This window comes from Streptomyces sp. AJS327 (assembly GCF_013450295.1).
Taxonomy (GTDB): Bacteria; Actinomycetota; Actinomycetes; order Streptomycetales; family Streptomycetaceae; genus Streptomyces.
Window position 1 is genome coordinate 880663 of the sequence record NZ_SKBR01000003.1, and the last position, 12328, is coordinate 892990.

Annotated in this window: 9 protein-coding genes and 1 pseudogene; 6 read left to right on the forward strand and 4 right to left on the reverse strand. The window is 74.9% G+C overall.

From position 1 onward, the window contains the following. The first annotated feature begins 79 nt into the window (after window positions 1-79). The 3 genes from E0L36_RS20915 to purU all read left to right on the forward strand — a co-directional run bounded on the left by E0L36_RS20915 (window position 80) and on the right by purU (window position 3872). Window positions 80-2179 carry a hypothetical protein gene (locus tag E0L36_RS20915; protein ID WP_180930646.1) on the forward strand — a complete coding sequence of 700 codons (2100 nt, stop codon included), beginning with the start codon at window positions 80-82 and terminating at the stop codon, window positions 2177-2179. Window positions 2180-2375: 196 nt separating this feature from the next. Further along, window positions 2376-2873: a hypothetical protein gene (locus E0L36_RS20920; RefSeq protein WP_180930647.1), complete on the forward strand. Its 498-nt coding sequence runs from the start codon at window positions 2376-2378 to the stop codon at window positions 2871-2873. A 111-nt stretch (window positions 2874-2984) separates the two neighbouring features. Beyond that, complete coding sequence (purU, locus tag E0L36_RS20925; protein ID WP_180930648.1) at window positions 2985-3872, forward strand: formyltetrahydrofolate deformylase; 888 nt, start codon at window positions 2985-2987, stop codon at window positions 3870-3872. Between the two features lie 181 nt (window positions 3873-4053). On the opposite strand, the gene E0L36_RS20930 is transcribed toward purU, so the two are convergent. From E0L36_RS20930 to E0L36_RS20940, 3 genes and pseudogenes are all read right to left on the reverse strand, one after another. Beyond that, a complete protein-coding gene (locus tag E0L36_RS20930; protein WP_180930649.1) occupies window positions 4054-4719 on the reverse strand; it encodes a DedA family protein in 666 nt (221 codons plus the stop codon). Between the two features lie 699 nt (window positions 4720-5418). After that, on the reverse strand, window positions 5419-6531 hold the full coding sequence (locus E0L36_RS20935) for a zf-HC2 domain-containing protein (protein WP_374705567.1): 1113 nt from the start codon (window positions 6529-6531) through the stop codon (window positions 5419-5421). 320 nt (window positions 6532-6851) lie between these two features. After that, window positions 6852-7424: pseudogene (locus E0L36_RS20940) on the reverse strand (sigma factor); the annotation flags it as partial. A gap of 457 nt (window positions 7425-7881) precedes the next feature. Here E0L36_RS20940 and E0L36_RS20945 point away from each other — a divergent pair. The 3 genes from E0L36_RS20945 to E0L36_RS20955 all read left to right on the forward strand — a co-directional run bounded on the left by E0L36_RS20945 (window position 7882) and on the right by E0L36_RS20955 (window position 10974). Further along, on the forward strand, window positions 7882-8262 hold the full coding sequence (locus tag E0L36_RS20945; protein WP_180930652.1) for an STAS domain-containing protein: 381 nt from the start codon (window positions 7882-7884) through the stop codon (window positions 8260-8262). A gap of 851 nt (window positions 8263-9113) precedes the next feature. Then, a complete protein-coding gene (locus E0L36_RS20950; protein ID WP_180930653.1) occupies window positions 9114-9704 on the forward strand; it encodes an ATP-binding protein in 591 nt (196 codons plus the stop codon). A gap of 421 nt (window positions 9705-10125) precedes the next feature. Continuing rightward, on the forward strand, window positions 10126-10974 hold the full coding sequence (locus tag E0L36_RS20955; RefSeq protein ID WP_180930654.1) for an SGNH/GDSL hydrolase family protein: 849 nt from the start codon (window positions 10126-10128) through the stop codon (window positions 10972-10974). Window positions 10975-11196: 222 nt separating this feature from the next. On the opposite strand, the gene E0L36_RS20960 is transcribed toward E0L36_RS20955, so the two are convergent. Further along, window positions 11197-12294: a GlxA family transcriptional regulator gene (locus tag E0L36_RS20960; RefSeq protein ID WP_180930655.1), complete on the reverse strand. Its 1098-nt coding sequence runs from the start codon at window positions 12292-12294 to the stop codon at window positions 11197-11199. Between the last annotated feature and the right edge of the window lie 34 nt (window positions 12295-12328).

The window sequence follows — 12328 nt, forward strand, 5'->3', positions numbered from 1 at the left end:
CCGAGGGCGTCGTCCCCGATCCCCGTGAGCCGGTAGCGTAACCCGACGATTCCATGAGCCATGCGACTGAGGAGTCCCGGTGACAACGCACAACGGACGGGGGCAGGGAAGCGCCGCGGACGACGGTCCGCAGCCCTCGACCACGACGCCCTACGAGGGCGTCGTGCTACCGGCCAACGGTGATCCGTGGACCCCCGAACAGCAGCGCCAGGCTGACGAGTCGCGGAACCAGCCACCCGCCGGGCAGCCCTGGGGCGAACCGTGGGGGCCCGAGAGTCAGGCCGGTCCCTGGGGACCGGAGAGTCAGGCCGCCCCGTGGGGGCCGGAGAGTCACGCCGCACCGCAGGCCCCGCCGCTCCCCGGCACCCCGCAGCAGCCGTCCATGCCGCCACCGATGCCGCCCACCGGCCCGGACGCGGCCACGCCGACCGGGGTGCCCGGAGCGGAGGGCGGCTCCGCGCTGCCCGTGCCGAGGGACCAGGGCGGCACCTGGGGCGGCCAGCCCCTGCCGCCGCCCAGCGACCCGGCGGGCGGGGACCCCGCCGGGGCGATGCCGGGCTCCGCGCCGCTGCCCGAGGAGGGCGCCCCCGGCGCGCTGCCCCCGGCCACCCCGTCCGGCGGCGCGCTGCCGCCCGCGTCCTCCGGCGCACCGCTGCCCCCGCCGGGCGCCCCCGCGGGCCAGCTGCCCGAACCCGGGGCACCGCCCGCCCCCGAGGCCCGCCCCGGCGGACGGCACGGCGCCCCGGCATACCAGGCGCACGAGACACACCAGGCACACCAGCTTCCCCCGGCGCACCCCGGCGCGCTGCCCGGATCGGGCGCGCCCCTCCCGCCGTCCGGCGGCGGGTTCCCGTCCGGCGGGATACCCCCGGCGGCCGGTTCCGGTCCGGAGGACGGGACGCAGCTGCTCCCGCCGATACCCGGCACCCCGGACGGCATGCCCCCGCCCCCCGCCGGCGCGCCCCCGGTCCCGCCCGGCGCCGCCCCCGGGCAGCCCGGGCCGATGCCCGGCCAGGGCGGAACGCCACTGCCCGACGGCTTCCCGCCGCGCGGCGCGCACCGGCGCCCCACCCCGCGGGAGGAGCCGCCCGCGCCCGCTCCAGGCCAGGGGCCGCCCCCGGCGGCCCCCGGCGGGCCGCCCGGTTCCGAGGACGGAACCCAGCTGCTCCCGCCGATCCCCGCGGCCGGGGACTCCGAGGCGACCCAGCACATGCCGATCCCGGGCGAGAGCGCCGCGGAGTCGACCCAGATGCTGCGCTCCCCGCTGCCGCCGGACGGCGGTCAGGCGGGTCGGCACAGACAGGCCCCGCCGCCCCAGCCGCAGCAGGGCGGACCCCAGCAGCCGCCGCTCGCGGCCGAGTTCGACAGTCTCTTCCGTTCCGGCCCGGCGCAGCCGAACCCGGCCCAGGGCGATCCGGGCTCCACGCAGAGCCTGCCTCTCTTCGACGGCGCCGCCGCCCATCAGCAGGGCGGCCCGGGCGGTCCGCCGGAGTTCGGCGCCCCGCCCGGCGGCCAGCCGCCGCGAGGCCGGGGCGGCCGTCGTGGGGGTGGCGGTGGCCGGTCGCCGGTGATGCTGGCGGCCATCGGCGTCGCGGTGCTCGCCGTCGTCGGGCTCGCGGTGGGCGCGGTGCTCAGCAGCGGGGGCGACAGCGACAACGGGTCGAAGGACGAACCCTCGAAGTCGCCGGAGGCCAAGAAGTCCTCACCGGCGCCGGATCCGGCCCAGCCGCAGGCCAAGCAGCTCGACGCGCTGCTCGCGCAGAGCAACAACAGCCGCGCCGCGGTGATCCGTTCGGTCGAGTCGATCCGGAAGTGCCAGCGGCTCGACCAGGCGGCCGCGGACCTCAAGGGCGCGGCCAAGCAGCGCGACGGGCTGGTCACCCGGCTCCGCGAGCTGAAGACGGACAAGCTGCCCCGGACCGCCGAGCTGAACTCCTCGCTCGTGCGGGCGTGGAAGGCGTCAGCGGCGGCGGATCGGCACTACGCCTCCTGGGCCGGGCAGATCGCGAAGGACAAGAAGAAGAACTGCACGAAGGGGAAGGCCCGCATCACCCCGCACACCTCCACGGGACACCGGGAGAGCGGAAAGGCCACGGCGGCGAAGAAGCGCGCCGCCGCGCTGTGGAACCCCACCGCCCAGAAGTACGACCTGCCCACCCGCAAGTTCGGCGATCTGTGACGCGGGCCCGGCGCCCGGCGCCGGGTCCCTCGTCCCGGTGAACTCCCCGTACGGGGGCGGGAGTCGGGCTCGCGCGCCCGCGGCGGCGGACGGCCGCCCGGTGCGGCCCACCGGTGCCCGCGGGCCGGGGCGCGCGGCCCGGACCGGGTGGGAGGGGTGGGAGCGGGGACGCCCGGGGGAACGTATGGTCGAGGCCATGGAGCCAGGTTCCGTGAAGACTTCCCGCCGCACCGCCCCGTCGACCACCATGGGTGGCATGCCCGTCAACGACATGCCCTGGTGGCGCTGGCGCAGCAACGTGCGCTCCGCGCTGCACATGCTCTCCGACCCCGTCTTCCAGCGGGAGTGCTGGGTGGCGGGACTGCCCGGCTACGGGGACGTCACCGACGCCGTCTACCGCCTGGTCGAGGACACCTGGCTGGACAACTGGTCGGCGGAGAAGTACATCGGCACGATCTTCCGGGACGCGCAGGAGGCCGCGCTCGTCGACACCGCCGTACTCCGGGTCCTGCGGATCATGCATCAGGTGGGCGCGGACGCCCCGGTCACCTCGTACATGGAGAACGCGGACTGGCCGGAGGCGATGCGCGCGGCCCGCGACGCGCACGTGCGGCTCTCCGCGAACGACGGCGACGACCCCGACCGTGCCCCGGACACCCTGGACGCGCTCGCGATCCGCCTCCGCACGGTCTGACCGGCCGGTTCCGACCGGGTGGGCCCCGCGCGGGCCCGCCCCGTGGGGTGTGTGGTCCGGTGGGGGCGGGGCCGGGGAGGCGTGGGGGAAGGGTGTGCCAGGCTTGTCCGTATGAGCGAGTCACTTCCCGAATCCGAACGCTCCGCCGACCCGGAGCAGTACGTCCTCACCCTCTCCTGCCCGGACCGGAAGGGCATCGTGCACGCGGTGTCCAGTTACCTGTTCATGACGGGCTGCAACATCGAGGACAGCCAGCAGTTCGGCGACCCGGGAACCGGGCTCTTCTTCATGCGGGTCCACTTCAGCGCCGAGCCCTCGGTGACGGTGGACAAGCTCCGGGCGAGCTTCGCGGCCGTCGGCTCCTCCTTCGGCATGGACTGGCGGATCGTCCGCGCCGGTGAGCGGATGCGCGTCATCCTCATGGTGAGCAAGTTCGGCCACTGCCTGAACGACCTGCTCTTCCGCTCCCGGATCGGGGCGCTGCCCGTCGAGATCGCGGCCGTCGTCTCCAACCACCCGGACTTCGGCGAGCTGGTCGACTCCTACGACATCCCGTTCCACCACATCCCGGTGACGCGGGACACCAAGCCGGAGGCCGAGGGGCGGCTGCTGCGGCTCGTCGCGGACGAGGGCGTCGAACTGGTGGTGCTGGCCCGCTACATGCAGGTCCTCTCGGAGAACCTGTGCCGCGAGCTGTCCGGGCGGATCATCAACATCCACCACTCGTTCCTGCCGAGCTTCAAGGGCGCCAAGCCCTACCACCAGGCGCACGCCCGGGGTGTCAAACTGATCGGCGCGACCGCCCACTACGTCACCGCCGACCTCGACGAGGGCCCGATCATCGAGCAGGAGGTGGAGCGCGTCGGACACGAGGCCACCCCCGAGCAGCTGGTCGCCGTCGGCCGGGACGTGGAGTGCCAGGCGCTCGCCCGCGCCGTCAAGTGGCACAGCGAGCACCGGGTCCTGCTGAACGGCCAGCGCACCGTCGTCTTCACCTGACGGCACCGACCGACGGGCGCCCGTCAGACACCGGACGGGCATCCGACCGGCATCGGACGGGCATCCGCGGCGCGTCCGACGGGCACGGCCCGGAGGTGCGGCCGCCCTGCGGCCCGGATCCGGCCCGGGCCCGGAGCTGGCGGGGTTCCGCCGCCTACGGGCCCGGGGAGGTCTCCGGCCGTCAGCGGCGCTGGCCGCGACGGCGCTGACCGCGCCCCCGCGTCACCCGGGCGAAGAGGAAGACGACGAGGCCGATCAGGACCAGCACCAGCACGACCTTGGAGAAGATCCCGACGTAGTCCTCGACCTTCTCCCACTGGTCGCCCAGCCAGTAGCCGGCCAGCACCAGCACCGAGTTCCACAGCAGGCTGCCCGCCGTGGTCAGCGCGGTGAACACCGGGACCGACATCCGCTCGACACCGGCCGGTACCGAGATCAGACTGCGGAAGATCGGCACCATCCGGCCGAAGAACACCGCCTTGGTGCCGTGCTTCGCGAACCACGCCTCGGTGCGCTCCAGGTCGGCCGTCTTCACCAGCGGCAGCTTCTCCCAGATCTTGTACATCCGCTCCCGGCCCAGGAGCGCGCCGATCCAGTAGAGCGCGAGCGCCCCGACGACCGAGCCCAGCGTCGTCCAGAACAGCGCCGAGGCCAGGCTCAGCACGCCCTGCCCGGCGGCGAAGCCGGTCAGCGGCAGGATCACCTCGCTGGGCAGCGGCGGGAAGAGGTTCTCCAGCGCGATGGCGAGACCGGCCCCGGGACCGCCCATCGTGTCGACCAGCTGTGCCGCCCAGCCCGCGATGCCACCTTCGGGCTGCTCGGGAATGGCGAGGACCGTGGGCTGCATGCACACCTCTTCAGGGATCGGGGAGAGCGCGGTCGAAGCACCGCCTGGCACCGATCCTAGAAATCGCCCGGCGCGCGGTTGACGGGGGATGCCCCCGAGCGCCGGCGGATTGCCCCGGTCTGGGCCGCTGACCGCCCCCACCGTCGCTCACGCGTCGAGAACGAGCCAGGACGGTGGGCGAACTGACGTGATGTGGCCCACGATACGTCCCCGGCCCGATGGCCGGGCGGCCACCCGCGAGGCTCCCGCACCCCACCCGGCCGCCACCCGCACCCCACCCGGCCCCCGGCTCCGCGCGCGCCGGAGGAGCGGCCCTGGGGCCAAGTGCTCAGAAGGCACCTGCTCTCCCGGCTCCCCGCGCGGAGGAGCGGCCCGGAACCCGCCCCACGCGCGAACCGCCCCCGTCGCGAACCGCCAAGCCCACGCGCGAACCGCCAAGCCCACGCGCGAACCGCCCGCCCGTCACCCCTGGCCGTGAGCCCGCGACCGTCGGCGCCGGTTCTCACCCCTCGGCCTCGGCCCTCACTCCTCCCCCCACCCCTCGGGCGTCGGCCCTCCGCTGTCAGCGCGGCCCGACTCCCCGTGCCGGGGAGCCGTCGTCAGAGGACTCGGAGGCGGGAGCGTCAGCGGCGCGAGCGGCGGCGGCCGGAAGGTCGGAGGAGGTCGGAGCGTCAGAGGTCGGAGCGTCGGCGGTGCGCGTCAGAGGTGGGAGAGCGAGGCGGCGGCGAAGAGCACCTCCCGGATCGCCTCCGGATCGCCCTCCTGCCCGGCCGCCGCGTCCCGTGGCGGCACGTGCCCCGCCGCGAGCTGACAGAACTCCACACAGTCCAGGGCGATATGGGCCACCTCCTCGCCCTCGGTGGACGCGGCGCCCGGCGAGTCCAGCGGTACGTGCCAGAGCCCGCCGCCGCTGCCCTCCACCTCCAGCCGGAGGGTGCGGCCCGGCGCGCCCACCGCCGCGAGGCGGCGGGGCGGCGCGGCCAGCCCCGATCTGCGACGGCCCGCGAGCGACTCGGTCAGCAACCGCACGCTGAGATCGACGAGTTGGTGCAGATGCTCGGGCAGCGGCAGACCGTGCGGATAGTCGACGGCCTCCGCGATGTCCCCGGCGTGCACCCAGCACTCGAAGGCCCGCTCCAGGAACGCGTCCCGCAGCGGCAAGCGGAGGTCGCGGTAGGGCAACTCCCGTTCGGCGCCCAGATGCGGGGCGAAGGAGACCGTCCGCACCACCGAGTGGCTCTGCTCGCGCCACGCCCCGAGGACGGTGGAGGGGCGCTCGTCCGGCGCGAGGGAGCGCCAGAGCGCGGTGGTGCGCTCGTCCGGCCCGTCGGGGGATCGTTCCTCCGGCCCGTCACCGAGCGGGTCGGGGAGGCCCAGTGCGCCCGCGAGCAGCCCGTCCACCGCGAGGAGATGGGCTATCACCCCCGAGACGGTGGTGTCCGCTCCCGTCTGCCGTTCGTCCTCGAACCAGCGCAGCCGCACCGGCGCGCGCCACTCGTCCGCCGCCATGTCTCGCAGCAGGGCGTCGAGCCGCGCGGTCTCCGCGTCGTACGGAGCGGCCCACTCCGGTACCGGGGTGCGTGGGCGGCGGCGCTCCAGGCAGCCCTCCAGCACCCGCGAGCGGAGGCGCGGGTCGAGGTCCAGGTTGTCCTCGGGGTGCAGCAGGCCGACCGCGTCCCGCAGCCGCAGGGCCTCCTCGGCGCAGGCCGCGCAGCCGCTCAGATGCTCCTCGACGGCCCGCGTCTCCGCCGGGGAGCTGGCGGCGAGCGCCCACGCGCCCAGCAGCGACTTCAGTACGGCGTGGTCGTACACCGGGGGAGGACCGGACCCACCGGCGCCGCCCGACCCACCGGCGCCACCGGAGCCCGGCTGTCCGGCCGGGCTCCCCGCCGGTTCCCGCGCCGGGACCCCGACGGGCCGCGTGCGGTCGGCGGGTCCGTCTCGCGAGGGGTCGGCCGGTCCGGAACCGCCGGTCATCGCAGCGGTCCCGGGGCGTCCCGGCCCAGGGGCCCGGAGGCCGCCGGGCCGGGCGGCGCGCCACCGCCGTAGGAGGGTGGCACGGCGGCGGACGGCGGTACGGCGGGGGACCGGGGCGCGGGCGCGGTGCGACCGGGCGGCGTCGGCGCCCCGGACGGGCCGGGCGCCTCCGCCGGTGCCGAGGGGCCGAAGGGCCGGGACACCGCCGAGGCGAGCAGCTGGAGCCCGAGCCGGAGCCGCCGACGGGCCTCGTCCTCGGTGACGCCCAGATTCGCCGCCGTCTGACGGCAGTCCCGCCGCTGGAAGTACGCCAGTTCCAGCGCGGCGCGCAGCGGCGCGGGCATCGAGGTGACGATGTAGTCGGCGCGGGCGGCCGTCGAGGCGGCGCGCACCTTCTCCTCCACCGTGGCCGCCTGCTCCGGGGAGTACGGGCCCGCGTTCCGGTGGCGGTCGCGGAGGCTGGCGGTGGCCTGCCGCTGGGTCAGGTCCGCGATCCAGGAGCGCATCGGGCCGCGCCGGGGGTCGTACCGCGCCGGGTGCTCCCAGACGTAGCCGAAGACCTCCCGGGTGGTGCGGTCGGCCGCCGCCTCGTCGTCCAGCACGCGGTGCGCGAGGCCGTGGACCAGTGGGGCGAAGCGGTCGTACAGCTCGCCGAGCGCGGCGGCCTCCCCTCGCTCCAGTCGCTGCTGCATCTTCCGGTCCCAGCGCGGTGACGCGTCATTCGCCATGGTGGCTCCCCAGCCCTCGACCGCAGCCTCCCACCGGGCAGGGGCCCCGCCCAGCGCTCACACCGACGTCGCTCGTGCTTCCCTCGGTTCCTCCCCCGAGTCGGCCGCCCCCGGACCGTCCGCTGTGAGGCGCGGTGGCTCCTGCCGCCGACCCCTCGAATGTAGTGCGAGGGGATGACAACACAGGTCCCTTTGCGGCAATGTGCGCCCCAAAGTTGTTGCCGATGGTGCCGAATCCGTCACTTTCCGCTGTGGAAACCCCAGAGCTTCGCGCACGGGAGCGGGGATGGCACCGAGAGTTATCCGGGTGTGACGGGACGAGCGCCGAAACCCGGGTGCCGAGGCATAGGCTCGTCCGGGGATCAGTTTTGACGGTGACCGGCCGGGCAGCCGGTCCTGGAGGGACGCTTCCAGCGCTGATCGGACGCGCCAGCCGAACTAAGGAGTTGCGGGCAACGTGTCATTGAAAGTCTTGGAGGAGGAGCGGGGTGGGTGGGCGGTTCTCCGGGTCTCCGGCGAACTCGACCTGGTCACCTCCCCCGCCGTACGACAGCACGTCCACGACGCGGTGGCCGAAGGGCGCCGCAGCCTGGTTCTCGACCTCTCCGAGGTGCTCTTCTGCGATTCGAGCGGCGTCGGGGTGCTGATCGCCTCCCGGCGGCTGATGCGCTCCTGCGCCGGACAGTTGCGGCTGATCCTGCCCGCGCAGGGCGCCGAGGACGGCTCCCACGTCAACCGGGTGCTCGCCGCGCTCGGCGTGCGGCGCCTCTTCGACTGCTACCCCGACCTCATCGCCGCCACCGACGCGGAGAAGGCGGCCGGTCCGCTCTCCGCCTGACGCCTCGCCCGACCTCCGTCTGACGGCGGACCACCCCGTTCCCGCCCGGCGCCGCGCGCCCACCCCCAGCCGGACGCTCCGGCCCGACCGCGCGCCACCCCCCCACGCCGGAGGGCATCCGCCCGCGCCCCGCCGGCCGCCCCCGCGCCCGCACGCTCCACACCGGAGCCGCCCTCGCGCCAGCCCCCCCCGTGCCCGGCCCTGAGCGCGTCCAGCGACTCCGCGCGCTCCCCGCAGTTCTCTCGCCGTTCCGGCTGGGTCCGCCGCCCCGCCCCCGCCCGGTCCTCGCCGCCGCGCCCCCGGACCCCGCTCCCCACCGTCGCCGGTCCTCGCTGACTGGATTTCGCCCGTAGCGTCAGGGGCGCGGGGGTGCGAGCGGCGCGCGCGGGGCGGATGTGACGGGCCGAGTGCGCCAACTCCCCGGCCCCTCCGGGGAGGTGGCGACGGGGAGGACGGGAGTTCCCGCGCGTCGATACCGGGTCGTGGCCCGGATGTGACCGTCCGCCAACCGAAGTGGCTGGTTCCGCTCGGGTACGCTCCGTCGGGTGCGGCACCGGGCTGGCCGGGGCGGCCGGGTCGGCTGGGCCGACGAGGTCGACGGGGTCGGTCGCGAGTTACCGGGCTGGCCACGGACGGTGATCACCGGCGATCGACCTGTCCGGTTTCCCGGGCGTTCGACCCCCGGCGAACGGCGTCGCACAGTATGCAGCACGTCCACCCCCCGGTGTCGGAATATGCCTGAAGCGCTTGTTGCAGCCGCTCTCCCTGAACCATGCTGTGCGCTCATGTCACGTTCCGTGATGCTGCGGAGGCGTGAGGCGATGTGTCCGCCAGTTCGGATGGTGTGAGCGGTGCAGGTGCTTCAGGTGCAGTTGGAGATCGGATCGGACCCGGCGGACGTCGGCCGTGCCCGGGGGTGGGCGCGCTCCCGGCTCGCGGGCGCCGGGGTCAGCGCGGACGAGTCGCTGGCCGAGAACCTGGTCCTGCTCGTCTCGGAACTCGTCACCAACGCGATCGTGCACGCGGGCGCGCCCGCCGTACTCCGCCTGCTGCTGCCCACCCGGCAGTGCGCCGGAGCCGTCCGGGTCGAGGTGCTGGACGCGAGCGGCAGGCCGCCCCGCCAGCGCAGGGCCGAGGGCGGCGACACCAACGGGCGGGGGCTGGAACTGGTTTCCTGCCTCGCCGACCGCTGGGGCTGGCAGCAGGAGGGCACCGGCAAACGCGTCTGGTGCGAACTCGACAGCGGGCCGGTGGCGCGGCCGACGGGGGCGGCCTCCGCCGCCGGGCTCCGGCCGCCCGAGCCGTGCGAGGGCCGGGGCGCGCACCCGGCCCCGGAGCGACGGCCGTTGAGCGGCGTCCCCCGGGGATCCGATACGCGCGGCCCGGCGTACGTGGGAACGGCCGGCGTCCAGCCTCCCCGCCAGCCCGCCCCGTCGCCGTAACGCCTCAGGCGGGACGGCACGGCCGGGATGCCTCGCCAGAGCGCTCGGCCGGAAGCGGTCCGCCGGAAGCTCCCTGCCGGAAGCCGTCCCCGGAACGCGCCCCGCCAGCCCGCCACTTCGCCCCCCCCGTACCGCACCGGGCCGTTGGACGGCTGTGACATGTCGTCCGGCGCCCGTCCGGCGGTCATCCGACCTGCCGCGCGGGGTGCCGCCGGGTACCCCCGGTCTTCCCAACAGGCCCTGCTCCGTGGCCGGTTCGCGTGGCAGGCGAACACACGGGCGCGAGTCTGTCCAGTGTCGGGCGTGAGGAGTTGGCGGCAGCGGGTTGTGCGGCGCGGGCGATTTCCGTCCGAAGCGTTGTCCGGTATCGGACACGGCTGTAGCTTCCCTGGGCTTACCCCCGGTATCAGGAGGCCCTGCCATGCGCCACCGACGACGACTTCTCACGCTCAGCGCCGCCGCGCTGGCCGGACTGCTGCTCACCTCAGGCACGGCGAGCGCCGCGCCAGCCGAACCGGCCGAGGCCCAACGGTACGTGGCCCTCGGCGACTCGTACGCCTCCCTGGGCTCGCTCACCAAGGTGTACGTCGACCCGGCCACCGGGTGCATGCGGTCGAAGGACAACTACCCCGCCCGGGTGGCCGAGGGCATGAAGCCCGGCACGTTCGTGGACGCCACCTGCGCCGGTGCCGTCACCGACGGCGTGCTCTCCCCCCAACTGGACGCGGTGACACCGGAGACGGACCTGGTGACGCTCACCGTCGGCGGTAACGACATCGGCTTCGCCGACATCGCGCTGCGGTGCGGGCTGCTCAGCGTCACCAACCCCCTCGGCACGCCCTGCCAGGACCACTACACCGAGGGCGGGACGGACCGCCTGGCGAAGGCCATCGAGGACACCGCGCCGAAGGTGGACAGGGTGCTGGCCGCGATCGCGGACCGCGCCCCGGAGGCGAAGGTCGTGGTCACCGGATACCTGCGCATCCTGCCGCCGGACAACGGCTGTTGGCCGCTGATGCCGATCTCCCGGGGAGACGTTACCTACGTCAACAGCGTGCAGGACAAGCTGAACGGGATGATCGCCGACCGGGCGAGGGCCGCGGGCGCGAGCTTCGTCGACCCGTCCACCACCGGCGGACACGACGTCTGCCAGGCGCCGTCGAAACGGTGGGTGGACGGCCTGCTGCCGCTGTCCAACGGCACGCCGATCCATCCGACGGCCGCCGGGCAGGCGCACGTCGCGGAACTCGTCCGGGGAGCCGCCGGGTAGCGCACGCGGGACGGTGTCCGGCCGGTGGCCTCCCCCCCCGGCCGGACACCCGACTCGCCTGCTGACACCGGTTGTTGGAGTCGGGCGCCTGACGTGCCTGCCGACACCGGCTGTTGGAGTTCGGCCCACGAACTCGCCCTCACAGCGCCGACTGTTGGGGGCGAGTAACCAACTCTCGGTCATTTCCCTGCTGTTGGAGTCGGAGACCGGATGCGGGTGGGGTCAGGAGGGCCGTGCGGACGTGGAGTTGTCCCGGCCGCCACGGAACGTACGCCGGTAGGCGCGGGGGCTCACCCCGAGCGCCGCGTGCAGGTGCTGGCGCAGGGAGGTGCCGCTGCCGAACCCGGCGTCCACGGCGACCCGGTCGACGGGCAGGTCGGTGTTCTCCAGCAACTCCCGTGCCCGCTCCACGCGTCGGCGGATCAGCCACTGTCCGGGGGTGGTTCCGGTCTCCTCGCGGAAGCGGCGCGTGAACGTCCGTACGCTCATCGACTCCCGCGCGGCCAACTCGTCGAGAGTGAGGGGACGTTCGAGGTTCCGCAGGGCCCAGGCGCGGGCCCGGCCGGTGCTGGAGGTGCCGGGGGACGGCACCGGGCGGCGGATGAACTGCGCCTGCCCGCCGTCCCGGTGGGGCGGCACCACGGTGCGGCGGGCCACGTCGTTGGCGACGGCGCTGCCGTGGTCCTCACGCACCATGTACAGGCACAGGTCGATACCGGCTGCCTCGCCCGCCGACGTCAGCACCGCGCCCGGACCCGCCCCCTCCCACCCCGTCAACTCCCGGGCTTCGCAGTCGGGTTGGTCGCCGTCCCGGTGGGCGCCCTCTCCGATGCGTTCGTGCGTGTGGAGGACGTCGGCGTCGAGCTGGACGCGGGGGAACAGCTCGCGGAAGAGGCCCGCGGAGAGCCAGTGTGTGGTGGCGCGGCGGCCGTCGAGCAGCCCGGCCGCCGCGAGGACGAAGGCCCCGGTGCAGACGGAGGCCACCCGCGCGCCGGGCCGGATCCGCCGCAGCGCGGCGGCCAGCGGCGCGGACAACTCGCCGGTGACGTCCGTGGCGCCCGGCGCGTGCGAGGCGGGGACCAGCACGGTGCGCGCCTCGGCCAGCGCCTCGGGCCCGTGCGCGACCCACACCGGGAAGTCAGCGCTGGTGCGCACCGTGCCGGGCGTGACCGCGCAGGTCACCGTCTCGTACAGCGGGTCTCCGGCCGCCGAGCGGGCCGAGCCGAAGATCTGGTGGACGAGGCCGAGTTCCATCGGCAGCACACCGTCGCGTACGAGCACGGCGACGGGCTGCCGCTCCGGGTGCCGGAAGACGCTCATGGCCGGATTCTCCCAGTGCGGGTAATCCGGCCGG